This is a genomic window from Bradyrhizobium sp. CB2312 (assembly GCF_029714425.1).
Lineage (GTDB): Bacteria > Pseudomonadota > Alphaproteobacteria > Rhizobiales > Xanthobacteraceae > Bradyrhizobium.
Genome location: NZ_CP121668.1, coordinates 8964342 through 8990485 on the forward strand (window position 1 = coordinate 8964342; position 26144 = coordinate 8990485).

The following is a 26144-nucleotide window of genomic DNA, read 5'->3' on the forward strand; positions in this document are numbered from 1 at the left end:
AAAGCGCAGCAATTTCCATGCCATGGACGACGAGGAGAACGCCGCGCCCGGCTATTCTGCTTGGCACCTATGCAATAGGCAAGGCATGTTCGCCGCCTGCGCGATCAGAGCAGGAATGCAAGCGCCGCTTCGCAGCGCTCCTCGACCTTGAGCGTCAGCAGATCGTCGGCGCGGGTGCGGCCGAGATTGACGGCGGCGATCGGAATGTTGCGCTGCGCCGCCGCCTGCACGAAGCGGAAGCCGGAATAGACCATCAGCGAGGAGCCGACGATCAGCATGGCGTCAGCCTGCGCCAGATGATCCTGCGCGGTGGCGACGATGTCGCGGGGGACGTTCTCGCCGAAGAACACCACGTCGGGCTTGAGGATGCCGCCGCAGGCCTCACAGGGAGGCACGCTGAACGACGAAAAGTTCGCGTGCTCCAGGTCGGCATCGCCATCGGGCGCATCGGCGGCATCGAGCGTCAGCCATTCGGCATTGACGCGGCCGAGCCTGTCCTGGAATTCGCTGCGCTGCGTCTTCGCCCCGCAGCCCATGCAGCGGACGAGGTCGAGCCGGCCGTGCAGATCGATCACCTGCCGGTGGCCGGCGGATTGATGCAGCCGGTCGACATTCTGGGTCAGCAGCATGCCGCAGCGGCCGCTCGCCTCGAGCCGGGCCAGCGCATGATGCGCATCGTTCGGCTTCGCCTGGCCGAACCGGCGCCAGCCGATCATGCTTCGCGCCCAGTAGCGCTGGCGCGTGTGCTCCTCCGACATGAAGGCCTGGAAATTGACCGGCTGGGTCCGCTTCCAATTGCCATGCCTGTCGCGGTAGTCGGGAATGCCCGAATTGGTGCTGCAGCCGGCGCCGGTCAGCACGAACAGATTGTCGTGCCGGCCGACGAAATCTTCGAGCGGGGAATTTGCCGGAGGGATTGTCATGGCGCAGATGTAGTCTGCGCCGACCGTTTTTGCCAGATCACTCCCGCGCCGGCGGCTCGACCCCGGCGATCAGCTTGACAAGCTCGCTCTGCCGGGCGGTGCCGGTCTTGCGGAAGACGTTGTGGAGATGGGTCTTGACGGTGGCCTGCGTCAGCCCGAGGGCCTCCGCCAGAGCTTTCACCCCGCTCACCTTCATCACCGCGTCGATCACGCGGATCTCGCTGGCCGTGAGCTTATACATCTTTGCCAACGCCTCCAGCGGCGGCGGGCTTGCCGGCGAGGTCCTGCGGACGAAGACGGCAGCCACCGCGGAATGCAGCGCGACGGTGCGCTGCCGGTTGCCGGAGGTCAGCGGCAGGACATTGGCGAACCAGCCCCCTTGCAAGGTCGCGAGCGGAATCGGGCCGCCACCGTCCATTGCCGCGTTGCCGTTCTCGGCGGCGAGACACGCTTCGCGCAGCGCGCGTTGCGCATCGGGTGCAACGGCGAACAACAGTCCGTTTCTTTCGGTGAGCAGTGCGGCCTCGTCCAGCACCGCGCGCCCCGGCGCGTTGGTGAAGACGAGCCGTCCGTTGGGCCCGACCAGGAACACGGCGGCCGAGACGTTGTCGAGTGTTTGGGTCAGGACCGCCTGCGCGGACTTGCTCTGATCGAACAACCGCCCAATCGATACCGCGCGCTGGAAGTGCGGTACGATCAACCCAAGCCGGCGGCGGTTGTCCGTATCGACAAGTCCATCGCTTTCATGCATGCGGACGGCAATGATGGACGAACTGGTCGCGCCCTTTTCAAGATTGGCAGCGACGAGGTCGATGATGCCCTGCGGCTTCATCCATTCTTCGTAGAAGCGTGTCTCCACCATCTCGTCGAACGGGACGAGATCGGTGGATCCATAGACGTGACCGGCGTCGCAGAAAGCGGCCGCTGGAAAACACGGATTTAGAGGAATGTATTTCTCGAAATAGAGCTTGGTGTAGTGCGGTTCGTCGTTGAAGAGATGCAGCACCGCGGACTCTTCGGTCGCCGCGTCGTGCCAGAACAAGTTTCCTGAAGAACCGCCCACGAACCGGCACGTCTGCTCCAGAGCACGCGGCCACAGGGCGGGATCAAGCGCGGCGTCGTAGACAAGACCGATCAGCTCCGACAGCAAAGCGGATTCAGACGCCACGACCAACCTTCATCATTCCAAACGACATGCAGGGCATTTGCGCCTTCAGTACCACGCTACCATAAGTTTTGCGACGAAAGCAAAACGTCGCACGGCGATCGCCTTGCTTGATCCTCGTGCAAGCCGCATCCGGCCCTCATTGCGTCGCAGTCGGAGCGGGCTGTCTCGAAGGCCCCACCGGCTTCGACGGCGCAGCCTGCTTCTGCGAGGCGACGGCCTTGCTCTCCGGCGGCTCGGGCGCAACCGGCGCGGTCTGGCCGACCAACAGCGACACGCCGAACACGCGCCATTGTCCTTCGACCGGTGCGAACAGCAGTTCGAAATTCACCTGCGAGGGCACCGACGGGAAAAATCCTGCCATGTGCAGCATTCCGTTCGGCTCGATCTGCGGCAACAACGACAATTGCGGATCGATGACGGTCACGCCAGAGAGATCGAGCTTGTCGCCGCGCTGCTTGGCGAAGATCTCCGCAAGTTTTGCTGCGGTGTTGACCTGGAAGCCCGGCGCGCCGAGATCGCGCAGCACGGTATAATTCCCGGTCTTGTTGGCGTGATCGAGCGCAACCAGCGTCGAGCGGATCAGCATCAGCACGCCATTACGATCGATATTCGCGGGCTTGGCCGCCTGTGCCTGCGGCGTCGGATGCGGCTGGGGCGACGTTTGCTGCGCCGATGTCGTCACCACGCCGAGGATCAAGAGCCCAACGATCGGAAGACCAAGTCCAGCATTCAACCAGCGCAGCGCCATGACCGCACGCTGCCTACCACTGGATCGACACGGCACCGCGGCCACCGGCAACGTTGCGCTCGAGCCCGATGCCGCCGCCGGCATTGGCGATGACCGCATAGCTCTTGCCGTCATAGAGCAGCGCGGTGGCACCGAGCGCAAACGCGTTGGCGCCCTCGAAATTGCCGTAGCCGGCCGAGAGCGCGAATTTGCGGCCCGGTTGCAGCGCCGGCATCGAGCCGGCCGCGAGCGCCACTGCCGTGCCGCTACGCGCCTCCAGCCGATTGTCCATCACCTGCGACTGCAACGATGTCATCTGGGATTGCAGCGATGTGAACTGCGATTGCAGCGAGTTGATGCTCGCCGGATTGAAGCTCGACGTCGCGAGATTGCCGGCCGCGTCGGTGGTCACGAAGGAGACCGGTCCGGTCTGCGCGGCGAGGCTCGCTGCGGACGCCACACCGGCCATACGATAGGTGTTGGTCGCCGTGCCGATCGCCATCTGATTCGCCGTTGTCGCGGTGGCGCCGGATCCGATAGCGGTGGAGTTCGCAAGGCTCGCGGTGGCGTTGGTCCCGATTGCAATTGCATTCGCGCCGGTTCCGGCGGTGGCACCATCGCCGATCGCGACGGCACTCGCCCCGGTGGCATGGGAGTTATTGCCCGCCGCGAAGGAATTGGTGCCTGACGCGGTGACCGTGTTGCCCAGGGCGACGGCGTTCGTGGCGCTGGCGGTGGCTCCGCTCCCAATGGCCGTCGAGGACACCGCCGCCGCGGTGCTGCTAAGGCCGATCGCAATCGATTTGTCGCCGTTGGATTGCGCGCCCGTGCCGGCCGTTCCGTCGCCGCCAGCCCCGATCGCGACGCTATAGTTTCCTCTCGACATGGGCGCGTAGTTTACGCCTCCGGTGATCACCCCGGAGCCGATCGCGGTGCTGTACTGACCGACTGGAAACAGACTGGTATTGGCGTTTGCGCCGATACTCGTGGTGCCGATGGTGCTCCCTATGCCTGCGGCATCTCCCACCGAAGTGGCTCCGGCTGCAATCGCGCCGGCGGCGGTGCCGATCGCCGTCGCGCCTACACCGGTGCCGCCGGACGTGCCGTTAGCGACTGCGCCGTTACCACACGCGAGATCGCGCGTAGCGATTGCAACTCCGCTGCCGCAAGTCTGTTGGGCCGAGGCCGAACCGGCGAGCGCCACAGCCGCGACAAACGCTATCGCGGCGATCGCGATGCTTAAGATTCGAGCATCGCTCGCGACAGATCTGACAGGGCCATGATGAAAAGGACGAGGCATTTGCGCTCACAACTCCACGACGCCGCAGCTTCCAACCGGCGACCGAGCGCGACTGTGGGCCAGGGCAATAGGCCGGACATCAACCGTTCGGTTGAACTTGGCCGGCGGCATCTTCCTTTTTTCGGAGTGTTGCTGAATGGCATCGGAAAGCATCAATCATCCGCATAATCGCCAAGAGATGGCGGGAAGCTCCGACATTCCAATAATCACGATCGCGCCGCCTTGAACTTCAAATACATTCTGCAATAGTCGTGCAAGCGATCTGCGGTGGGCTGTTTGCTGCCGCAGTCAGGCGCAAGTGCCGAGAATACCGGGAATGCATGTTCGATACAGTTTGGGTTGGCCGTGACGTCTGAAGCCTCGACGCTCTCGGATTTGATCGGCGATATCTACGACGCGGCACTTGATCCGACCTTGTGGCTGCGGGCGCTGGAGCGCTCCTGCAATTTCATCGGCGGCTCTTCGGCCGTGCTGTATTGGCATGATGTCGCCAGTGAAAGTTCGGCCGCGCTCCATCTGTTCAACGACGATCCGCACTACACGCGGCTGTATTTCGAGAAATACATGCCGATGAATCCCGTATTCCCAGCCGCAACCTTCATCGAATCCGGATTGATCTACACGCCGACCGACATCGTTCCCGAAGCAGAGCTATTCGATACACGCTTCCACCGGGAGTGGGTCCAGCCGCAGGGGATCACCGATGTCGTCTGCGTCAACCTGGAAAAGGGTACGACGAGCTCTTCCGTGCTCAATATCCGCAGGGACGAAACCCACGGGATCGTCGACGACGCGGTGAGGCAGCAGGCGGCACTGCTCGTGCCGCATTTTCAGCGCGCGGTCGCGATTGGCCGGCTGTTCGACCAGCGCAAGACGGCACAGGCGGTCCTCACTGAAACGCTCGACAATGTCGAGGCCGCCATCTTCCTGTTGGGGCTGAACGGCCGGATCGTCTTTGTGAATGAGCTGGCGCGCACCATGCTCGACGAGGGCGCGCTGCTGCATGAGCGGCGAGGAGCGTTGGCGGCGGTCGCGCCCGACGCACAGCGCTTGCTCCGCGAGCTCGTGGTCGCGGCCGAGAGCGGCGACCTGGCGGCTGGAAGCCGTGGCGCAGCGATACCGCTTTCGGATTCGCCCTCGCGCCGCTGGTTCGCGCATGTCTTGCCTCTGACGGCAGGCGACCGCCAGCGGGCCGGCGCGCTGCATTCGGCGGTGGCGGCGGTGTTCGTTCGCAAGACATCGCCGGCCAGCCCGCCGCCGCTGGAAGCGCTGGGAAAGCTGTACAGCCTCACAGCCAGCGAAATCCGCGTGCTCGACGGCATCATGAAGGTGAGCGGTGTGCAGGCTTTGGCCGATCTCCTCGGGTTGTCGCAGGCGACGGTGAAAACCCACCTGCATAACGTTTTCCGCAAGACCGGCACCGCGCGGCAGAGCGAACTGGTAAAGCTGATTGCCGGCTTCGAACGGCCGGCGACCGATTGATCTTCAGCGGAAGCTGGTCCGCCCACGCATTAGCTTGCCCAGTTCTCGCGGAATTCCGGAAACAGCGTCAGGCCTCCGCAGGCGTAGATGGTCTGCCCGGTGATGTAGCTCGCTTCGTCCGAGGCGAGGAAGGCGAACACGGCGGCGATCTCCTCCGGCGTGCCGACCCGGCCGAGCGGAATGTGGCTGGTGACCACGCCTCGCTTTTCGGGATCGCCGGTCCAGGCCGCGTTGATCGGCGTGTCGATCGCGCCGGGGCCGACCGCGTTGACGCGGATGCCGCGGCCGGCGAATTCCAGCGCGAGCGTGCGCGTCAGATTGGCCATGCCGCCCTTGCTGATTGAATAAGCGAGATAGCCGGGCTTGGGAATGATCTGGTGAACGCTGGAGCAGTTGATGATGCTGCCGCCGCCACCGCGCGCGACGAAATGCGCGAGCGCCTTCTGCGCGCAGAGCACGGCGCCGTTGAGATTGACGTCGATGATGCGGCGATAGGTGTCGATGTCGAGCGCTTCGCTCGGCGATTCCCGCTGGAAGCCGGCATTGTTGACCAGACAGTCGAGGCGCTTGAAGCGCGCCAAAACCGTCTCGAACATCGCAGCGACCTCCTGCTCGTTGCTGACGTCGGCCTTGACGACGATATGATCGAGCTTGCCGTGACCGCGGTCGCTCGAAGCCGTTCGTGCCAGCGCCAGCGACTCTTCAGCCTTTTCGGGATGGTCGGCATAATTGATGGCGACGGTCGCGCCCTCCTGGGCGAGCCGAAAGGCAACGGCGCGGCCGATGCCTTGCGAGGCGCCGGTCACCAGCGCGTATTGGCCGACGAGGCGCGAAGCAAAAGGGGGTGAGCGGTCGGTCTGTGGCATGAGCTTTCTCCGGGATGCTTCATCATGGATGGAACAGGCTTTTTGTTCCATCCCGTCAGCGCATCTCTGGGATTCATTCCGCGCGGCGCGCGAGGGGCGAGGTCAGGATCTGGTAGAGGATGATGGCGCCGAAGGTCGCAGTGCCGATGCCGCCGATCGTGAAGGCGCCGAATTTCAGCGTGAGGTCGCCGGCGCCCGCGGTCAGCGCCACGGCAACGGTGATCAGATTCGCCGGATTTGCAAAGTCGACCTTGTTCTCGACCCAGATCCGCCCGGCCATCGCCGCGATCAAGCCGAACAGCACGATCGAGAGGCCGCCGATGACGGGGCCCGGGATCGACAGGATCAGCGCGCCGAATTTCGGCGAGAAGCCGAGCAGGATCGACACCGTGGCCGCGAACGCAAACAGCAAGGTCGAATAGACCTTCGTCGCCGCCATGACACCGATGTTCTCGGCATAGGTGGTGACGCCGGTGCCGCCGCCGCAGGCCGCGACGATCGTCGCAAGGCTGTCGGCGAACAAAGCGCGGCCGAGATAGGCATCGAGGCTCCGGCCCGTCATAGCGCCCACGGCCTTGATGTGACCGAGGTTCTCGGCGACGAGGATGACCGCGACCGGCGCGATCAGGAAGATCGCATCGGCCTGGAACGTCGGCGTGGTGAAGCTCGGCAGGCCGATCCACGGCGCGGCCGCAAGTTGCGCAAAATCGATCGGCTTGCCGAAGCCGAGACCGTTCGCGAACAGCAGGTACAAGAGATATCCGCCGATCGCCCCGAGGATGATCGGCAGACGGCGCCACAGGCCGGGAGCCGCAACGGCCACCACGCCAATCATCAGCACGGTCGCAAGGCCGATCCAGGTGTCGAATGCGCCAGCGCTCACCGCCTTGACCGCCACGGGCGCGAGGTTGAGGCCGATCGCGGCGACCACGGCGCCGGTGACGGCCGGCGGCATCAGGCGCTCGAGCCAGCCGACGCCCGACCACATCACGATCAGCGCGATCACGCCATAGAGCACGCCGGCGCCGACGATGCCGCCCAGCGCAACGGAGATATTCGGGTTCGGCCCATGGCCGGCATAGCCGGTGGCGGCAAGGACGACGGCGATGAACGCGAAGCTCGAGCCGAGATAACTCGGCACGCGTCCCGCGACGATGACGAAGAAGATCAGCGTGCCGATGCCGGAGAACAGGATCGCAACATTGGGATCGAACCCCATCAGCAACGGTGCGATGATCGTCGAACCCGACATCGCGACGCAATGCTGGAGACCTGAGACGACGGTCTGGCCCCATGACAGCCGCTCCTCGGGCATGATCACGCCCGAGGTCTTGAGTTTCCAGCGCGGGAAATAGCCCTGCCCTTGCTCGTCAGAGCTTGCCGTCGTTGTCATGTTCCCCCCGTTGCGGTGCAGCGACTGATCTTCGTGCGATCCGACAAAAATGTGATTGTCGCTTCTGCGGCGCCCATCACATGATGCAGGACATACAAGATTCAAATCTTGCCCGACTCAAATCTTGCAAAATCAATGCGTCCCGGGGCCCACAATATGACACAAGTCGCGATCCAGCCAGCCGTCCATCGCCGGCATCAGCCCTGGTACAAGATCCTCTACGTCCAGGTGCTGATCGCGATCGTGCTCGGGGTGCTGATCGGCTATTTCTATCCCGATCTCGGCAAGGCCTTGAAGCCGCTCGGCGACGGTTTCATCGCGCTGATCAAGATGATGATCGCGCCGGTGATCTTCTGCACCGTGGTGCACGGCATCTCCTCGATGGGCGACCTCAAGCGCGTCGGCCGGGTCGGACTGAAGTCGCTGATCTATTTCGAGACGGTCTCGACCGTCGCGCTCGCCGTCGGCCTCCTGGTCGGCGAGATCCTCCAGCCCGGCCACGGCTTCAACATCGACCCGGCGTCGATCGATCCGAAATCGGTGGCGACCTACGTCACCAAGGCCAAGGAAGAGGGCATCGTCGCCCATCTGATGGCGATCATTCCCGACAGCTATGTCGGCGCGATCGCGCGCGGCGACCTGCTCCAGGTGCTGCTGATCTCGATCCTCTCGGGCTTCGCCATCGCCTTCCTCGGCAAGGCCGGCGAGCCCATTGCCGAGGCGATCGACAAGGCGGCGAAGATGTTCTTCGGCATCATCCGCATCATCGTGCGCGTGGCGCCGATCGGCGCCTTCGGCGCGATGGCCTTCACCGTCGGCGCCTACGGCCTCGGCTCGCTGCTCAACCTCGCCGCCCTGATCGGCACGTTCTATCTCACCAGCATCCTGTTCGTGCTGATCGTGCTGGGCTCGATCGCCCGCCTTGCCGGCTTCTCGATCCTGCGCTTCATCGCCTACATCAAGGACGAGCTCCTGATCGTGCTCGGCACCTCGTCGTCCGAGACGGTGCTGCCGCAGATGATCCAGAAGATGGAGCATCTCGGCGCCTCGCGCTCGGTGGTCGGCCTCGTGATACCGACCGGCTACAGCTTCAACCTGGACGGCACCAACATCTACATGACGCTGGCGACGCTGTTCCTGGCGCAGGCGACCAACACCCATCTGACGATCTGGCAGGAGCTCGGCATTCTCGGCATCGCCATGATCACCTCGAAGGGCGCCTCGGGCGTGACCGGTGCCGGCTTCATCACGCTTGCAGCGACGCTCTCGATCGTGCCTGACATCCCGATCCAGTCGATCGCGATCCTGGTCGGCATCGACAAGTTCATGAGCGAGTGCCGCGCGCTGACCAATCTGATCGGCAACGGCGTCGCCTGCGTCGTCATCAGCATCTCCGAAGGCGAGCTCGACCGCGAGGCGCTGCACGAGACCATGGCCCATCCGCTGGAGATCGGCGAGGCGCTGGAGCCGGGCGGCAGCGCGGCATCGTAGGCCGCACCGGGCCGGGCTCGCCCCTGCTCCGACGCGGTAGTTTCCCGGAGTAGAAAAAGGTCACGGCGCGCGTCACAACAGTGGCGTTGGGATCACTGATTGATACTCATTTTCCACCCGACGCGCTGGGGGCAGGGCGTCGGGTTTTTATTGGTCGAATGACGGGCGCCTGGATTCACGCTCGCCCGCGAGGTCAAGCCGCCGCGTGACCCCGATCGCCTGCAAGAACGCCTCATCATGACTGACGACGAGCAGCGCGCCATCATAGGCTCTCAAGCCTGCTTCGACAGCTTCGATGGACTCGATGTCGAGATGATTGGTCGGCTCGTCCAGGATCAGCAGGGATGGTGCCGTCACCCCACCGAGCACGCAAGCAAGTCCCGCGCGAAGCAGCTGGCCGCCGCTCAGGTTTCCAACGATCTGCAAGGCCGCGTCGGCGCGAAACATGAAGCGGGCCAGGGCGGCATGGCATTGATTCGTGCCGGCCTTCGGATTGAGGCGCCCGAAATTCTCCAGGATGGAGATCGAGGGATCGAGCAGGCTGGCCTTCTGGTCGAGCAACGCGACGTCCGGCCTGACCCGCACGGCGCCCGAGAACGGGCGCAGCTCGCCGGCGATGACTCTCAGCAGCGTCGTCTTGCCGGAGCCGTTCGGCCCGAGCAGCGCGGCACGTTCCGGCCCGATGATGGCAAATGAGAGATCGCGCAAAACCGGCCGCTCCGGCCGGTAGCCGGCGCTGATGCGGTCGAGCGAAAGCACCTCCCTGCCCGCCGGCAGGTTCGTCGCGGGCAATTGGACGGACAGCGGCTGAAGAATCTCGATGCGCCGGCGTGCCGTGTCGACGGCCTCAACGGCCTCCACGCGCCGCCGCTCGGCGATTTGCGCATTCCTGCCGCCGCTATCCTCACTGCGGTCCTGGCGCGCGCCGGCGAGTATCCGCGGCATGTCTCCCTTCGCGCCCTTCTTCCGGCCGCCGCTGTCCTTGCGCGCCTTCCTCTCCGCAGCTTCCTGCGCCTTGCCATCGATCTCGGACAGACGCCTCTCGGCGTGCGCGAGGTCGTGCCTCGCCGCAGCCAGCTCGACGGACTTCTGTGCGCGAAAACTGCTCCAGTTGCCGCCGTATGTCGTGGCGCCCAGCGACCTCAGCTCAACGATCGCATCCATGGTTTCAAGCAAATCCCGATCGTGGCTGACGACGATCGCACCGCCGCGCCAGGCGGCGAGGAGATCGGTCACGGCCTTGCGTCCGTCCCGATCGAGATTGTTGGTCGGCTCGTCCAGCAGGAGGAAGTCGGGCTCGGCAAACAACAGCGCGGCGAGACGAACCCGCGTGATCTGGCCGCCGGACAGGCAGGACAGCTCCGTATCGGGAGATGGATCGAACCCGACGCGCGCCAGTGCGGCCTCGAGCCGCGCTTCGAGCGTCCAGTCGATCGCAGCAATTTCGTCGGCAGAAGCATCACCCCGCTCGGCACGGCGCAGCAGCTCCAGTGCCTGCCGCACACCGAACAGATCGGCCACGGTCGCGCTCGCAAGGACCTGCACGTCCTGTCGCAGCAAGCCGATGCTGCCCTTGGTCAGGACACGCCCGGACTGGGGAACATGGTCCCCGGAGATCGAGGCAAGCAGCGTCGTTTTTCCGACGCCGTTGCGGCCGACGAGACCGGTCCGCTCGGCCGCGAATGTCAGATCGATGCTCGAGAGAAGAGAACGGCCGTCAGGCGTGGACAGCGACAGGTTCGACAGGATGATTGAAGCAGGCATGGAATTCCCCGTGAGCAAGGCGGATGGGCTTTGCGGTCGGGGTGAAATCCATGGCTTTCGAATATCCTGATCGATGAAGTCTCTTACTAGCCTCGCAATCGGGCGAGATCAAGTCGCGGGGACGGCAGCGCCGGGCGCTGACGTCCCTCGTCGAAAAATTGCGATCAGCCCTTGAGCGCGGTGACCACCACCTCGATCAGCGCACTGCCGCCGAGATCGGCGACGCCGACGGTGGCGCGGGTGGGCAGATTGTCGCCGAAGAACTCGGTCCAGGCCGCGTCCATCTCCTTCTTCTTCGAAAGGTCCGTGACGAAGATCGAGGCGCTGACGACGCGCGACTTGTCGGTGCCGGCCTCCTTCAGATAGCCGGCGATCTTGCCGAGGATGTTGCGGGTCTGCTCGCCCATCGAGACCGAGGTGTCGTCGGCGATGGTGCCGCCGAGGAAGACGAAGCCGTTGGCCTCGACGGCGCGGTGCATGATGGGCGTGCGGATGCTGCGGGTGATGCTCATGAAGTCCTCTTTGGCTAGAGCGTGGAAGGATGGAAGCGGTCGATGCCGAGATCGCTGACGCGGGTCTGCGTGCCGCCATTGACGATCAGCTCCGCCATCACGGCGCCGGCGCCGGGGCCGAGCTGGAGACCGTGCAGCGAGAAGCCGAACTGGTGATAGAGCCCCCTGTGGCGGGAGCTCGGCCCGAATACCGGGATATCGTCCTTCATCTTTGCTTCGATACCGGCCCAGGCACGCACGATCGTCGCGCGGCGCATCACCGGGAACAGTTCGAACACGGTCTGCGCGCTGGTCGCAAGGCTCTTCCAGTCCAGCACCGTCTCGTTGCGGTCCTGGTCGGGCGTCGCGAGATGGCCGCCGCCGATCAGCACGGTGCCGTTCTTGAACTGCTTGAAGGAGAGCTTTCGGCCACGCAGGATCACGACGGGGTCGATGAAGTGCGGCACGCGCGATGTGATCATCAGCATCGGCGCCACGGTCTCGACCGGCACCGGCTCTCCCAGATCCGCCGCGATCTTGCCGGCCCAGGCGCCGGCGGCATTGACCAATACCGGAGCGGCAAAGCTCTCCGAACCCACATCGACATGCCAGAGGCCGTCGTTGTAGCGGATGTTGCTGGCGGCCATCCCTTCGCGCACGGTCGCGCCGAGTTGCTGGGCCTTGCGCCGGAATGCGGTCGTCGTCTGCGCCGGATTGGCCGCGCCGTCGCGGCGCGAAACCACGCCGCCGGGACAGGTCTCGGCAACGGCCGGCACGAGGCGCCGCAGCTCGGCCGCGTCGATCAGCTCTTCATGGGTGAAACCGAGCGCGTTGAGCTCGGCGACGCGCGCGCGGCAGACGGCGAGCTCCTCCTCGTTCTCGGCGACGAGCACCTGGCCATAGCTCTCGAAGCTGCAATCGTCGTCGAGGAGATCGTTGATCTTCTCCCAAATTCCCATCGAGCGGATCGACAGCGGAATTTCGGGAATGTGTCGCGCGAGCTGGCGCACGCCGCCGGCATTGACGCCGGAGGCATGGCGGCCGGCATAGTCCTTCTCGATCAGCACCGGCTTCAGGCCGGCGAGGCACAGATGCAGCGTCGTCGAGCATCCGTGGATGCCGCCGCCGACGACGATCGCATCCACGTTTTGGCTCATCCGCGCACCACGGCCTTGACGTCGGCCTCGCTCTTCGGGACGGCGGCGAGCTCGGCGAGCGTGATCGGCTTCACCGGCGCACGCAGCCGGTAATAGCCGATCTCCTGCGGGGTCTTGCCGCGCGCCTGCGCCATCAGCTCGGTGACGGTGAGGCCGCAGAGCCGGCCCTGGCAGGGACCCATGCCGGTGCGACGATAGGCCTTGAGCTGGTTCGGCCCGGTCGCGCCGATCGCGACGGAATCGAGAACGTCCTTGGCGGTGACCTCCTCGCAGCGGCAGACGATGGTGTCGCCGGAGGGAATCCGGAATTGCGATGACGGGCGGAACAGCGTGTCGAGGAAGACGCGGCCACGTTCGGCCTTGGCGAGATCGGCGCGGAGCGTTGCCGTCGCGGGGAGCTTCGGCGCGGCCGCGGGCGCCAATGCGTCCACCGCCGCGCGGGCCGCGATGCGGCCGCGGACCACGGCGGCATTGGCACCGCCAATGCCGGCGCCGTCACCGGCAATCGCAATGCCTGCGACCGATGAATTGCCGCTCGCGTCCAGCACCGGCGACCAGCACAGTTGCAGATCGTCCCAGCGATGTTCGACACCGGCCGCCATCGCCAGATTGACGTTGGGCACGACACCCTGATGCAGCAGCAACAGATCGGCAGGGATCGTCTCGCGCTTGCCGCCAGCGACGTAGCTGACGCTCGCGAGCTGGCCATCCCCGGCCGCAGCAAGCTCGGTGACGCCGGAGACGACCTGCACCTTCGCCTTCACCTCGCGCATCATCGATAGGCCCTTGGCAAAGTAGGGCGAGGTCAGGAAGGCGAAGGCGTGCGGCAGCGCTGCGAAATAGTTGCCGCGTTCGGTGGTGTCGAGAATGCGGTCGATGCGGCCACCGAGGCGGAGGATCTGTGCGGCAAGCAGCCAGAGCAACGGCCCCTGCCCGGCGATCACGGTGCGGCCATCGGGCACCAGCGCCGACGATTTCAGCATGGTCTGCGCCGCACCCGCGGTCATCACGCCCGGCAGCGTCCAGCCGGGAATCGGAAACGGCCGCTCCAGCGCACCGGTCGCGAGGATCACGCGCTTTGCCTTGACGAAGGCCGACGCGCCGCCGATCGAGACGGCGATCTCGAGATTGCGATCGAGGCTCCAGACCGTGGCGCGATGGATCACCTCGGCATTGCTCGCGCGCAGCGACTGCACGAGATCTGCACCGACCCAATAGTCGGCGCCAAGCTGACTGCGGTCGGTCACCGGCGTCGAGGAGATGGCACGGAACACCTGCCCACCGGGGCCGATATTCTCGTCGAGCAGCAGCGTCGAAAGACCTGCTTCAGCGGCGGTCGCGGCAGCAGCGAGGCCAGCAGGGCCGGCACCGATCACCACGACGTCGTAGTCTTCGCGCTTGGGAGCCACAGTCATCGTCCGATCTCCCGCTTGCCCTTCTGGATCTCGATCTGCATGCCCTCGGCGACGGGCACGAGGCAGCCCTGGCGGTTGCCGACGCCGTCGATGGTGACGAGGCAGTCGAAGCACACGCCCATCATGCAGTAGGGAAGACGCGGCGCGCCGCTGACCGCAGTGGAGCGCCGTGCGTCAACACCAGAGGCCAGCAGCGCGGCAGAGACGGTGTCGCCTTGGCGCGCCGCGACGGCGACGCCGTCGACTAAGATCTGCACCTGTGGACGCTTGTCCTGTTCGGATCTCTTAAACATGGGGATGCCTCTTGGCTCCTTTTCTAAACTCGATGGAGCGTGGGAAAATCGGGAGCCGCCGCTATCGCTTCACCTCTCCCCGACGGGGAGAGGTCGGATTGCGAAGCAATCCGGGTGAGGGGCCGCAGCACGAGGTGAGGCCGTAACCCCTCACCCGGACCGCATCTTACGATGCGCTCCGACCTCTCCCTATGGGAGAGGTCATCCGAGTTCCTGGCCGCCATCGATTCAACCACAGACATTTGCACCTCAGTAGCCGCTGTCGTTCGCAGCGCCAGCGCCGCCAAAGCGGCTCGCGGAGAACGCGCCGACCAGCTCCGGCTCGAGCGCGCCCTGCGCCACCATGCGCGCGATCTCGAAGGCATGGTTGGAGGCGAGCGTCACGCCGGAATGGCAGCAGGCGACGAATGCGCCGGGATGCGTTTCCGACTGGTCGTAGATCGGAAAGCCGTCCTGCGGCATGACGCGGATGCCGGCCCAGCTCCTGACCACGTTGAGCCGCGACAGATGCGGGAACATGCGCTGGGCGCGATCGGCCATCACGCCGCTGATCGAAGGCTTCATCGTGCGTTCGTCGAGCTCGTCTTCCTTGCTGTCGCCGATCATCACCGTGCCCTCGTCGGTCTGGCGGATCGTGGTGAGGGGATGGGGCAGGAACGGCATGGTGCGTTCGGTCACCACGATCTGGCCGCGGGTCGGTCCCATCGGCGCGTAGAGGCCGACCATCGGCGCCAGCGCCTGGTTTGCATTGCCCGCGGCAAGCACGATCTTGGCGGCACGCAGCTCGCCCTTCGGCGTGGCCAAGCGGAATTCGCCGCCGCTCTTGCTGATCGCCGAGACCGGACGCTCCGGGAAATAGTCGATACCGAATGCCCTGAAGCCGGTGTGGAAGGCGCGGAACGTGCGCAGCGAATTGACGTGGCCGTCGAGCGGGCAATAGCTGCCGCCGGAAACCTCCGGCCCGATCAGCGGCAGCGCCTTCTTGATCTCGGAGGGCCGCAACATCTCCATCTTGTAGTCGGCCGCGCCAACCTGGTTGTGCATGCGCTTGACGAGCTCGGTGCGCTGACCGAATTCGTCCTCGCCGAGCGTGAGGTGAAAGCCGCCATTCTGCTGAAGGGCAACATCGAGCCCCGTCTGCTGCTTCAGCTCGGACGCAAGCCGGCCCCACGCTTGCGAGGCCTGCACGGTCCAAACCGTATAGGCGGGCATACCGAGCCCCTTGCTCTGCACCCAGACCAGCGCAAAGTTCGCGCGCGAGGCGCGCTTGGTGATGTCGCCTTCGTCGAGCACGGCCACGCTCTTGCCGAGCCGGCCGAGGCCCCAGGCAATGGCGGAACCGAGCAAACCGCCGCCGACCACGGCGACGTCGTAATCCCTGGACATGGGTTCTCCTATCGTCCGGTATCGCCACCCTTGCCGGCGAGCACGCGGTCGAGCCCGTAGAAGCGGTCGAGCAGAATGAGGGCGGTCATGGTGATCGCGATCACGCAGGCCGAGACCGACGTCACCAGCGGATCGATGTTGTCCTGGATGTAAAGGAACATGCGCACCGGCAACGTCTCGGTGCCGGGCGCCGCGAGGAAGACGGTCATGGTGAGATCGTCGAAGGACTGGATGAAGGCGAGCGCCCAGCCGCTGATGACGCCGGGCAGGATCAGCGGCAAGGTCACGCGGCGGAACAGCGTCCAGCCATCGGCGCCAAGCGAGACCGCGGCCATCTCGACCGAGAGGTCCATGCCGGTCGCCGCCGCAAGCGTCAGCCGCAGCGCGAACGGAAACACGATGATGACATGCGCGATGATCAGCGCGGCAAAGCTGCCGCCGAGCCCAGCCGAGGTGAAGAAGCGCAGGAAGGCGATGCCGAGCACGACATGCGGGATCATCAGCGGCGACAGGAACAGCGCCGCCAGCGCATCACGGCCGCGGAAGCGATAGCGCGCGATCGCCAGCGCCGCCGGCACCGCGAACAGCAGCGCGATCAGAGAGGACAGCGCGCCGAGCCCGAGGCTGACCCAGAAGGCGTGGATGAATTCGGGATAGTTCGCGATGGTCCTGAACCAGCGCAGCGAGAAGCCGTTGGTCGGCAGCGAGAGAAAACCCTCGGGCGTGAAGGCGACGAGGCACACCACCAGGATCGGCGCCACCATGACGATGACGAAGATGGTGTGGAAGATCAGCGCGAGCGGTCCGTTCCGTCTCATCGGAACACCTCCGCATAGCGGCGCTCGATCAGCGCGTTGCTGCCGACGACGATCAGCACCAGCGCGACCAGCAGCAGCGTCGCGACCGCGGCACCAAGCGGCCAGTTCAGCGTGTTGAGGAATTCGTCATAGGCGAGCGTCGCAGCGACCTTGAGCCGGCGGCCGCCGATGATCGCCGGTGTCGCGAAGGCGCTGGCCGAGAGCGAAAATACGATGATCGCGCCCGACAGCACGCCCGGCATGATCTGCGGCATGATGATGCGGCGGATGATGGTCACGGGTCCGGCGCCAAGCGACATCGCGGCATTCTCGATCTGCGGATCGAGCCGCTGCAGCGCGGCCCACACCGAGAGAACCATGAACGGCATCATCACATGCGCGAGCGCGACGACCATGCCGGTTTCGGTGAACATGAAGGGAATGGGGAAACGGATCACGCCGAGCGACATCAAGAGCTTGTTGACGAGCCCGTTGTTGCCGCCGAACAGCAGCGCCCAGCCGAGCGTGCGCGCCACCACGGAGATCAGCAGCGGTCCAAGAATGACGAGCAGGAAGAAGCTCTTCCAGCGGCCGCTCATGCGATTGAGAATGTAGGCCTCGGGGGCGCCGAGCACGGCGGTCAGCAGCGTGGTCAGGATGGCGATGCGAAAGGTGCGCCAGAACATTTCGGCGTAATAGGGATCGGTCGCGATCTCGTGCCAGTTCTTCAAGATGAAGACCGGCTCGATGCCCTTGTACTGGCCCCAATCGTGGAACGACAGCATCACCGTCATCGCGAGCGGAATGAGCAGCACGCCGACGAACAGCATCAAAGCAGGCGCCGTCAGCGCCCACGGCGCACGCGCGCTGCGTTCCTCCGCGGCCGCGCTCATGCGCCGGCCCTCGCGCGCACGCTCATGTCCTCGGGCCGCCAGGTCAGGCGAACGGCGTCGCCTTCGGCCGGCTGCGCTTTCCCGTCATTCTGCCGGATCACGATGGCCGGGCCGCATTCGCTGTCGCACTGGAACAGCCAGTGATTGCCCTGGAAGATACGCGTGATGATCTTTGCGCTGAGCCCTGTGTCGCCAAAGCCGATTCTTTCGGGGCGAACGCTCACGGTCACGGGACCGCCAAACCCGGCGGGCGCCGGTGCACGCCAGGAGCCCGCCATCAGTTGCGTCGGCGAGACGGTCCGGTCGATCGTCCCGGCAAAGTCATTGGTCTTGCCCAAAAACTGCGAGACGAACGCCGAAGCCGGCTTCTCATAGGTTTCTTGTGGCGTGCCGATCTGCTCGATCTTGCCCTGGCTCATCACCACGATGCGGTCGGACAGCGACATCGCCTCGTTCTGGTCGTGGGTGACGAGGATCGTCGTTGTGCCGATGGTGCGCTGGATCTGGCGCAGCTCGATCTGCATTTCCTCGCGCAGTTTTGCGTCGAGGTTCGACAGCGGCTCGTCGAGCAGCAGCACGCTCGGCTTGATCACCAGCGCGCGCGCCAGCGCCACGCGCTGCTGCTGGCCGCCGGACATGCGGCGGGGATGGCGGTCCTCGTATCCGGCGAGGCCCACCATCGCGAGCGCGGCACGGACGCGCTCGGCCCGCTCGCTGCGCGGCACGCCTCGCATCTCCAGGCCGAACGCGACGTTCTCCGCCGCGGTCATATGCGGAAACAGCGCATAGCTCTGGAACACGATCCCGAGTCCACGCTTGGCCGGATGGATCGCGGTCAGGTCCTTGCCCTCGAGGCGGATCGCGCCGCGCGTGGGATCGAGGAAGCCCGCGATCATCTGCAAGGTCGTGGTCTTGCCGCAGCCGGACGGGCCGAGGAAGGAGATGAATTCCCCCTTCCCCACCGACAGGCTGAAGTCGTCGACCACAGTCTGCGCGCCGAACTGCTTGGCGACCCGATCGAGCTCGAGATAAGCCATGACGTTGTCTCCGCTGCGACCGATCAGCGTTCGACCTCGCGATTCCAACGCTTGGTCCACTCCTCGCGCTTCTCGTTGATGACGGTCCAGTCCGGATTGTAGAGCTTGGCCGCGCGTTCGCCGATCGGCGCCATCTTGCCGAGCTCCGGCGGCACCTTCAGCGATTTCAGCACCGGCCCGTAGCCGTAGTCCTTCAGCATGACGAGCTGGATCTTGGGATCGAGCAGCATCTTGACGAAGCTCGAGGCCAGCGGCGAGGCGCTCGGCTTGTTGATCGGACAGGCCGTCGTCAGCAGCGTCGCGGCGCCTTCCTTGGGATAGACGAAGTCGACGGGGAAGCCGGTATTGGCAAAGCTCTGCACGCGGCCGGTGCCCCACACCGCGATCACGGCCTGGCCGGACTGGAACAGCTCGGTCATCTTGCCCGGCGACGGCTCATAGGCGAGCACGTTCGGATTGATCTGCTCCTTGAAGATCTTGAAGCCGGAATCGACGTTGGTCTCGCCGCCGCCGTTCATCTTCGAGAGCATCACCAGCGCTTCGAGGCCATAGGTGTTGTTGATCGGCGGGATCACGAGCTGTTTTGCGTATTTCGTGTCCTTCAGGTCGTTCCACGAGGTCGGCGGCGCCCAGCCTTTCTCGGCGAACACCTTGGTGTTGTACATCAACCCGGTCGCGACGATGCCGATCGCAACGGCGCGATCGTCCTTGAAGCGCGCGGTGTCGTAGAGATCGGCCGGCAGGCCATCGAGCTTGCCGCAGAAGCCGAGCTGGATCGCCTGGTACATCGGGCCGTCGTCGACGATAGCGACGTCGATCTGCTGGTTGCCCTTCTGCGCCTGAAGTTTCGCCAGCGTGTCGGTGGAGTTGCCGGCGACGTACTCGACCTTGACGCCATTCTCCTTCTCGAAGGTCGGGATCACCTCGTCGCGGATGGTCTTCTCGAACGAGCCGCCATAGCCGGCGACATAGAGCGTCTTTTGCTGGGCCGAGGCGGCCGACGGGACGGCGATGAGCGCTGCGATGCTGACCGCTGTCAGGAGGCGAAGAGTCTTCATATGGACCGATCTCCAATACCGGAATGAGGTGACGTGCCGACGAGTCTCGCTGGCTGGAGCGCGTTGCCGCATTTCCTTCCGCGCCAATCCGTTTCCGATCAGGGCTCCGGCCCCCATTCGGCGGTTTTGGCGCGATCTGGAAGTTTGAACCCCTCCAATCTGCCGAAAAAGCGGGCTGACCCCAGTCCTGATGAAAAAGATCGCAACCTATACTTCCATCGTCCAATGAATAATGGCACCCTTTGCATGCATAAATGTTATGATTGGAATCCGGGATGGCGCGGATCAATTCGCGGCAGGTAGAGGCCTTCCGCGCGACGATGCTGACCGGCAGCGTCACCGAGGCGGCGAAGCTGATGGCGGTGACGCAACCGGCGGTGAGCCGGCTGCTGCGCGACCTCCAGGCGCTGCTCAAGATGGAGCTGTTCGAGCGGCGCGGCACCGGGCTCGTGCCGACCGCGGCGGCGATGGCGCTCTATACCGAGGTCGAGCGCTCCTTCGTCGGCCTCGAACGCATCACCGCGGCTGCCGAAGAAATCCGCGGCCGCCGCACCGGCTCGCTTCGCATCGCCGCACTGCCGGCGCTGGCGAACGGCTATCTGCCGCGGCTCGCGGGGCACTTCCTGATGGAGCGGCCCAACCTCAACCTCGCCTTCTTCGGCGTGATCTCGCCGATCGTGGTCGACTGGGTGCTGAACAATCAATGCGACATCGGCTTTGCCGAGGTGCCGATCGCCCATTCCGGCCTGCCGAGCCAGCGGCTGCCGGCCTTGGCGCGCGTCGCGGTGCTGCCGACCGGTCATCGCCTCGCAGAGAAAGAAGTGCTGGAGCCGCGCGATTTCGAGAGTGAGACCTTCATCTCGCTGTCGGCGGGATCGTCGAGCCGGCATCTCGTCGACCAGGTCTTCCATCGCCACGATGTCCGCCGGGTGCTGCGCGTCGAGACCACGCTGTCGGAGATCATGTGCGGCATGGTCTCGTCGGGGCTTGGGGTTGCTATCTGCGATCCCTTCACCGCGCAGGAATTTTCCACCCGCGGTGTAATCGTGCGCCGGTTCCTGCCGCGCATTGATTTCGAATTCTCTGCGGTGTTTCCGGCGCAACGTAGCGCCTCGCCGATGGCACTGGATTTCGTCGAGACGGTGCGCAAGGCGCTGGTCGAATTCGATAACTAGCCGTTGAAAGCGGCCTGCGCCTCCGGCAGGTCCCAGATCTTGCCGATCGCGGCGCTGCCGACGGCGGTGATCGCCGCCTCATCCGCGCCGAGATAGCGGCCGGCATCGACCAGAATGCGGCCGTCGACCATGACCTGATCGATATTGGCGCGGTTGGCGAGTGCGATCAGCGCGCGGCGCGGGTCGAATAGCGGCTGGAGATGCGGATGGGTGAGATCGACCACGGTGAGGTCGGCGGTGGCGCCGGGCTCGATGCGGCCGAGATCGGGCCGCTTGATGACGTCGGCAGCGACCGCCGTGTTCGCCTCGATCAGCGCCGGCGAGTTCGCGACGTCGGGACGCGCCGAGGTGATCTTGGAGATCAGCGATGCCGCATTGAGCTCGCCGAGCAGGTCCATGTTGTAGCCGTCGGTGCCGACCACGGTGCGCACACCATGCTCGGCGAAACGGCTGAACGCGGCGGTGACGCCGGCGCGGGCGAACACGCGCGGGCAATTCAAGACGGTCATGCCGCGCGCGGCCATCAGCTTGAGATCGTCGTCGCTACTGAACATGCAGTGCGCTGCCATGAGATCGGGCGCGAGCAGGCCGAGCCAGTCGAGGTACGCCGCCGGCGTACGGCCGCCATAGCGCTTGCCGATGGTCTCGACCTCGGCACGGCTCTGCGCCATGTGCGTCGTGATGGGCACGCCGAGCTCGCGGGCCCGGGCGGCGCAGGCCTTCAAGAGATCGGGGCCGCAGGTGTCGGTGGCGTGTGGGCTCATCGCCAGGTTGATGCGGCCGTCGCCACGGTTGTTCCAGCGCTGATAAAGCGCATCCCAGGTCGCCATGTCGGCGGCGCCGTCGTCGCCGGAATAGTGCACCACGCCATCGGGGCCAGCCTTGGCATCCGATGTCGAGAACAGATAGGGCGCGCCGTAGAAGCGGATGCCCATCTCTTCCGCCGCGTCGAACATTTCAGGGATCGAGTTGCGGAACGGCTCCATCACGGTGGTGGCACCGCCCTTGAGCAGCTGGAGGATACCGAGCCGCGCGATGGCGAGGCGCTCTTCCGCCGACAGGATATCGGCGCCGCGCTTGGTCAGCGGCAACAGCACCGTGTAGACGATGCTCTGGTTGTTCTTGCGGCCGTTGCCGTCCTCGGTGTGGCTGCGCGCCACGGCTTCTGAGAAGCAGTGATTGTGCAGGTTGAGCAGACCCGGCAGCACCAAGCGCCCGGGGCGGTCGTAGACCTGATCCGCACTCGGCTTACTGCGCGTGATCGCGGCAATCCTCTTGCCTTCGACCAGAATCCAATGGTCGCGCAGCACATCCTGCGCGCCGTCTTTCCGTGACAGCACATAGCTGCCGAAGATTGCTGTGGTGCTCATGCGGGGCGTACGTTCCAGAACACGGCGGTGCCGTCGAGAATGCCGGTGATGGCTTTGCGGTAGGCGGTCGGCTGCTTGTACAGGCCGATCGGAATATAGGGGATTTCCTCGAACGCGACCGCCTGGATCTCGCGGCAGATGCGCTGCTGTTCGGCGAGTTCTGAGGCCGCCAGCCACTGGCTGCGCAACTCACCCATCTTATTGCTCGCATACCAGCCGGCGACCTTGCCTTCGCCTCGGATGTTGGTGTTGCCGGCCGGGTTGAGCCAGTCGATGCCCTGCCAATTGCCGACCGCCGCGCTCCAGCCGCCTTGCCCGATCGGATCTTTCTTCAACTGACGCTGCAGGACAACCGCGAAATCGAGCCCGGCATATTCGACGTTCATGCCGGCCTTGCGTAAGCTGTCCACCGCGATCTCACCGAGCGGCTTCTGCGCCAACGAGTTGGTGGGGACGAGCAGCACGATCTTCTCGCCATTGTAGCCGGCGGCCTTCAGGTCAGCCTTGACCTTGTCGTAGTTGCGCGGGCCGCGGAAGACGTCGAGGCCGACATCGCTCGCCATCGGCGTACCCGGCGCGAAGAAGCCGATCGGCGAGACCTGGAAGGCGGGATCGGTGCCGGCGACCGCCGTCATGAATGCAGACTGGTCGATCGCGCCCAAGAGCGCACGGCGGATGGCGGGATTGTCGAATGGCGGCTGCAGATGATTGAGCCGCAGCATGCAGGCGTAGCCTCTGGGATCGAGGATGCGCGTCTCGATGTCGCCGGCCGCCTTGATCACCGGCAATAGATCGTGCGGCGTGGTCTCCTGCCAATCCTGCTCGCCGGTCTGGAGCGCGGCGACGCCGGTGCCGGCATCGGGCGTCGTGGTCCAGACCACGCGGTCGTAGTGCACGATCTTGGGTCCCGCGGTCCAATCCGGCTTGCCGTCGGTGCGCGGCTGGTAGCGTTCGAACCTGGCATAGGCGTTGCGGGCACCCTGCACGCGCTCGTCGGCGAGATAGCGGAACGGGCCGCTGCCGATCACCTCGGTCAGCGGCTTGAACGGATCCTGGCTCGCCAGCCGCTCCGGCATCATGAAGCAGGCGTTGATCGCGGCCTTGCCGAGCGCCTGCGGCAGCAGCGGGAACGGACGCTTGAGACGGAAGCGGATGGTGCGGTCATCGGCGGCTGACAGCTCGTCGGTCGCTTCCATCAGCTCGCCGCCAAAGCCATCGCGCGCAGCCCAGCGGCGGATGCTCGCAACGCAATCGCGCGCGAGCACGCGTCCGCCGTCGTGCCAGAACAGGCCGTCGCGAAGCGTCAGGTCCCACTGAAGCTGGTCGGCCGAGATGGCGTGGCCCGACAGCATCTGCGGCGAGACCTGCAGCGACGAGCTCATGCCGTAGAGCGTGTCGTAGACCATGAAGCCGTGGTTTCGCGACACCTGCGCGGTCGAATAGATGGGATCGACGAAGGCGAGGTCGATGACGGGGATGAAGCGCAGTGTGGACTGAGATTCGGCGCGGACGATGCCCGGCAGCGACAGCGCCGGCATGGTCGCGGCGGCCTTGAGGAGCGAACGGCGGGAGATAGGCATGACAAGAGGCTCCTGAAGGTCTCTTACGTGTTCAACAAGACTGCGCCGATCGCAGCCGCGACGGCTTGCTGTGCGGGCTCAACGACCGGCACACCGATCGCATCGGCAATCGCCGCACGATGCGAGGCCATCCCGGCGCAGCCCATCACCACGACATCGGCGCGGCATTGGGTGACCAGCGCACGGCCGGCCTCGATCAACCGGCCGCGGATGTCCGCGCCAGCTGTCTCGGCGGCGCTCGCGCCGACCGACCAGCTGCCGGCATAGCGGCTGTCGACGCCCATCACCCGCGCCATGCGCTGCTGGCGGCGGATGCTCGACGGCGACAGCGCGATGATACCGAACCGTTCGCCGAGCATCATCGCGCGAAAGATCGCGCACTCGGCGATGCCCATCACCGGGCGGCTGCCTGCCGCCTCGCGCACCGCATGCAGGCCGGGATCGCTGAAGCAGGCGAGCACGAACGCATCCGCATCGTCGCCCGTGACGCGACCAACCAGCGGCATGACGACGCTGTCGGCATCGCGCTGCGTGCTGATGCCCGGCGGGCCCTCGGCAAGGCCGACCACCTCGATCTCGGGCCCACCGGCGATCCGCAGCGGCGCGACCGCGTCGTCGATCGCCGCCGTCACCGGCGCCGACGAGTTGGGGTTGATGACGAGGATGCGGCGGCGGGTCATGGCAGGGCTCAGCGGTTGCCGGCTTCGTGCCGCAGGAAGTTCTCCGAGATCTTCTCGCCGGTCGTGATCCAGACGTCCGGGCACGATTTTGCGTAAGTCAGGAACTCGCGCAGCAGCCGCAGCCGCATCGGACGGCCACTGCATTGCGGATGCAGCACCGTCGTCACCATCGCGCCCCAGTCGCGCAGCTCATCCAGCTCGTCCTTCCACATCGAGAGCACGTGCTCCTTGGGGAAGATCGAGCGCGGGCTGAAGCGGGCGGAGAGGCCGTGCATCCAGTCGTCATAGCTCGCCGTGACCGGCAGCTCGATCGTGCCGGGCTTGCCGTCGGCGAGGCGATGGCGGTAGGGCCTGACATCGTCGCGGAACGAGGACGTGTAGACGATGCCATGGCGCACCAGCGCGACCCGCAGCTCCTCGGTGAACTCGCCATAGGGCGCGCGATAGCCGGTCGGCCTGACACCGAGCCGGCGCTTCAGCGCCTCGAAACCGCGCTCCAGCTCCTCCTCGATCCAGGGATCGCCGGGGTCCGGCAGCAGATGGTGATAGCCGTGATGGCCGATCTCGTGACCGGCCTTCAGAATCGATTCTGCCATCGCCGGATGCGCATCGACCGACCAGCCGGTGACGAAGAACGTCGCCTTGAGATCGAGCTGGTCGAGCAGCTCCAGCAGCTTCGGCGTGCCGACGCGCGCTTCATAGCCGCCATAGCTCATGGTGATGAGCCGCTGCGCATGTACCGCGTCCTTGCTGGTCCAGGCGCTCTCCGCGTCGACGTCGAAGGACAGGAACATCGCGGAGGTGTACGGCTTCGGCCAGGGATATTCGGGCGCGGGATCCGCGGTATTGGCTGGGGTGAGCGGAATGCTCTGGAGTGCCTTACTGTCCAGCATTGATGGTCGCCTTTTCGAGTGCGTTGTCAGTCAGTTTCCACTTGGCAAGCAGGGTCTTGTAGGTGCCGTCCGCGATCAGCGCGTCGACCGCCTCCAGCATCGCCTGCTGCAATGCCTTTTCCTTGACCGGCAGGGCAATGCCGGTGAATTGCTGCGCGATGGGCTCGCCCACAGTCGCATAGGTGTTGGGCTCGAGGTCCATGATGTAGGGCAGCGTCTCGTTGCCTTGGGCTGCCGCATCGATGCGGCCCTGCCGGAGCTGGGTGCGTGCGTCGGCCGAGCCGTCGGTGCCGACGAACTGGATCGGGCTGCTGCCGCAACTCTTCTCGCTCCAGGCCGCGATCTGTGCCGGAAACATTGTGCGGCGGCTGGCGCCGATCTTCTTGCCGCACAGCGCCGCCGCATCCTTGAACTCCGCCTTGCGCGACTGCTGCACGAAGAACTGCGGACCGCTGCGCAGGTAGTCGACGAAGGAGGCAATCTCATGCCGGCTTGCATAATCCGTGAAGCCGGACAGGATGGCATCCACCCGCCCCGTCGAAACCGACGGCATGAACTCGGCAAAGCTGGTCTCCGTCCATTCGATCTTGACGCCGAGCTTGCGGCCGATCGCCTCGCCGAGATCGATGTCGAAGCCCGTGAGCGCGTTGGTGGCGGGATCGCGAAATTCCATCGGGGGATAGTTCGGCACCAGTGCCACCTTGAGGCTGCCGCGCTTGGCGATGTCAGGCGGCAGCTCGATCGCCATCGCTGAGACGCTCATGGCGCCCAGAAACGCCGCCGCAACCAAAACCCTCTTCATCGA

General features: G+C 65.2%; 24 protein-coding genes. 3 read left to right on the forward strand and 21 right to left on the reverse strand.

Features of this window, described 5'->3' with window-relative positions; genetic code table 11:
• Nucleotides 1–104: 104 nt before the first annotated feature.
• The 4 genes from QA642_RS42750 to QA642_RS42765 all read right to left on the reverse strand — a co-directional run bounded on the left by QA642_RS42750 (nt 105) and on the right by QA642_RS42765 (nt 3845).
• A complete protein-coding gene (locus QA642_RS42750; protein WP_283082172.1) occupies nt 105–923 on the reverse strand; it encodes an NAD-dependent protein deacetylase in 819 nt (272 codons plus the stop codon).
• A 37-nt stretch (nt 924–960) separates the two neighbouring features.
• Nucleotides 961–2073 (reverse strand): helix-turn-helix transcriptional regulator, encoded by a 1113-nt coding sequence (locus tag QA642_RS42755; protein ID WP_283082173.1) that lies wholly within the window; start codon nt 2071–2073, stop codon nt 961–963.
• A 154-nt stretch (nt 2074–2227) separates the two neighbouring features.
• Complete coding sequence (locus QA642_RS42760; RefSeq protein ID WP_283082174.1) at nt 2228–2839, reverse strand: hypothetical protein; 612 nt, start codon at nt 2837–2839, stop codon at nt 2228–2230.
• Nucleotides 2840–2852: 13 nt separating this feature from the next.
• Nucleotides 2853–3845, reverse strand: a complete 993-nt coding sequence (locus QA642_RS42765) for a YadA-like family protein (RefSeq protein ID WP_283082175.1) — start codon at nt 3843–3845, stop codon at nt 2853–2855.
• 618 nt (nt 3846–4463) lie between these two features.
• Here QA642_RS42765 and QA642_RS42770 point away from each other — a divergent pair.
• Nucleotides 4464–5600: a helix-turn-helix transcriptional regulator gene (locus QA642_RS42770; RefSeq protein ID WP_283082176.1), complete on the forward strand. Its 1137-nt coding sequence runs from the start codon at nt 4464–4466 to the stop codon at nt 5598–5600.
• Between the two features lie 29 nt (nt 5601–5629).
• On the opposite strand, the gene QA642_RS42775 is transcribed toward QA642_RS42770, so the two are convergent.
• Together QA642_RS42775 and QA642_RS42780 are read right to left on the reverse strand one after the other, a co-directional pair.
• Nucleotides 5630–6466: a glucose 1-dehydrogenase gene (locus QA642_RS42775; protein ID WP_283082177.1), complete on the reverse strand. Its 837-nt coding sequence runs from the start codon at nt 6464–6466 to the stop codon at nt 5630–5632.
• A gap of 73 nt (nt 6467–6539) precedes the next feature.
• Entirely contained in the window at nt 6540–7859 is a 1320-nt protein-coding gene (locus QA642_RS42780) for a solute carrier family 23 protein (protein WP_283082178.1), read from the reverse strand.
• Between the two features lie 156 nt (nt 7860–8015).
• Here QA642_RS42780 and QA642_RS42785 point away from each other — a divergent pair, with 156 nt between their 5' ends.
• Nucleotides 8016–9350 (forward strand): dicarboxylate/amino acid:cation symporter, encoded by a 1335-nt coding sequence (locus QA642_RS42785; RefSeq protein WP_283082179.1) that lies wholly within the window; start codon nt 8016–8018, stop codon nt 9348–9350.
• 147 nt (nt 9351–9497) lie between these two features.
• Here QA642_RS42785 and QA642_RS42790 read toward each other — a convergent pair whose 3' ends face one another.
• The 10 genes from QA642_RS42790 to QA642_RS42835 all read right to left on the reverse strand — a co-directional run bounded on the left by QA642_RS42790 (nt 9498) and on the right by QA642_RS42835 (nt 19641).
• Nucleotides 9498–11114, reverse strand: coding sequence for an ABC-F family ATP-binding cassette domain-containing protein (locus tag QA642_RS42790; RefSeq protein WP_283082180.1), 1617 nt, complete (start codon nt 11112–11114; stop codon nt 9498–9500).
• Between the two features lie 164 nt (nt 11115–11278).
• The gene (locus tag QA642_RS42795) at nt 11279–11626 is read right to left on the reverse strand and encodes a RidA family protein (protein WP_018317734.1); all 348 of its coding nucleotides are present in this window, start codon (nt 11624–11626) and stop codon (nt 11279–11281) included.
• Between the two features lie 14 nt (nt 11627–11640).
• Nucleotides 11641–12762, reverse strand: a complete 1122-nt coding sequence (locus QA642_RS42800; RefSeq protein WP_283082181.1) for an FAD-dependent oxidoreductase — start codon at nt 12760–12762, stop codon at nt 11641–11643.
• Nucleotides 12759–14177, reverse strand: a complete 1419-nt coding sequence (locus QA642_RS42805; protein ID WP_283082182.1) for an FAD-dependent oxidoreductase — start codon at nt 14175–14177, stop codon at nt 12759–12761. The genes QA642_RS42800 and QA642_RS42805 overlap by 4 nt, the downstream gene beginning before the upstream one ends.
• Nucleotides 14174–14470 (reverse strand): (2Fe-2S)-binding protein, encoded by a 297-nt coding sequence (locus QA642_RS42810; RefSeq protein WP_283082183.1) that lies wholly within the window; start codon nt 14468–14470, stop codon nt 14174–14176. The genes QA642_RS42805 and QA642_RS42810 overlap by 4 nt, the downstream gene beginning before the upstream one ends.
• 249 nt (nt 14471–14719) lie before the next feature.
• The gene (locus tag QA642_RS42815; RefSeq protein WP_283082184.1) at nt 14720–15856 is read right to left on the reverse strand and encodes an FAD-dependent oxidoreductase; all 1137 of its coding nucleotides are present in this window, start codon (nt 15854–15856) and stop codon (nt 14720–14722) included.
• A gap of 8 nt (nt 15857–15864) precedes the next feature.
• Nucleotides 15865–16674, reverse strand: coding sequence for an ABC transporter permease (locus QA642_RS42820; RefSeq protein WP_283082185.1), 810 nt, complete (start codon nt 16672–16674; stop codon nt 15865–15867).
• On the reverse strand, nt 16671–17546 hold the full coding sequence (locus QA642_RS42825) for an ABC transporter permease (protein WP_283082186.1): 876 nt from the start codon (nt 17544–17546) through the stop codon (nt 16671–16673). The genes QA642_RS42820 and QA642_RS42825 overlap by 4 nt, the downstream gene beginning before the upstream one ends.
• Nucleotides 17543–18583 (reverse strand): ABC transporter ATP-binding protein, encoded by a 1041-nt coding sequence (locus tag QA642_RS42830; protein ID WP_283082187.1) that lies wholly within the window; start codon nt 18581–18583, stop codon nt 17543–17545. Before QA642_RS42830 ends, QA642_RS42825 begins: the two co-directional genes overlap by 4 nt.
• A gap of 23 nt (nt 18584–18606) precedes the next feature.
• Nucleotides 18607–19641, reverse strand: coding sequence for an ABC transporter substrate-binding protein (locus QA642_RS42835; RefSeq protein WP_283082188.1), 1035 nt, complete (start codon nt 19639–19641; stop codon nt 18607–18609).
• Between the two features lie 275 nt (nt 19642–19916).
• Here QA642_RS42835 and QA642_RS42840 point away from each other — a divergent pair, with 275 nt between their 5' ends.
• Nucleotides 19917–20816 (forward strand): LysR substrate-binding domain-containing protein, encoded by a 900-nt coding sequence (locus QA642_RS42840; protein ID WP_283082189.1) that lies wholly within the window; start codon nt 19917–19919, stop codon nt 20814–20816.
• Here QA642_RS42840 and QA642_RS42845 read toward each other — a convergent pair.
• The 5 genes from QA642_RS42845 to QA642_RS42865 are packed head-to-tail and all read right to left on the reverse strand — an operon-like array spanning nt 20813 to nt 26141.
• On the reverse strand, nt 20813–22186 hold the full coding sequence (locus QA642_RS42845) for an amidohydrolase family protein (RefSeq protein ID WP_283082190.1): 1374 nt from the start codon (nt 22184–22186) through the stop codon (nt 20813–20815). The genes QA642_RS42840 and QA642_RS42845 overlap by 4 nt on opposite strands.
• Nucleotides 22183–23766: an ABC transporter substrate-binding protein gene (locus QA642_RS42850; RefSeq protein WP_283082191.1), complete on the reverse strand. Its 1584-nt coding sequence runs from the start codon at nt 23764–23766 to the stop codon at nt 22183–22185. Before QA642_RS42850 ends, QA642_RS42845 begins: the two co-directional genes overlap by 4 nt.
• A 23-nt stretch (nt 23767–23789) precedes the next feature.
• Entirely contained in the window at nt 23790–24446 is a 657-nt protein-coding gene (locus QA642_RS42855) for an aspartate/glutamate racemase family protein (protein WP_283082192.1), read from the reverse strand.
• An 8-nt stretch (nt 24447–24454) separates the two neighbouring features.
• Nucleotides 24455–25339: a polysaccharide deacetylase gene (locus tag QA642_RS42860; RefSeq protein WP_283082193.1), complete on the reverse strand. Its 885-nt coding sequence runs from the start codon at nt 25337–25339 to the stop codon at nt 24455–24457.
• The gene (locus QA642_RS42865) at nt 25326–26141 is read right to left on the reverse strand and encodes an ABC transporter substrate-binding protein (RefSeq protein ID WP_283082194.1); all 816 of its coding nucleotides are present in this window, start codon (nt 26139–26141) and stop codon (nt 25326–25328) included. Before QA642_RS42865 ends, QA642_RS42860 begins: the two co-directional genes overlap by 14 nt.
• Nucleotides 26142–26144 lie beyond the last annotated feature (3 nt).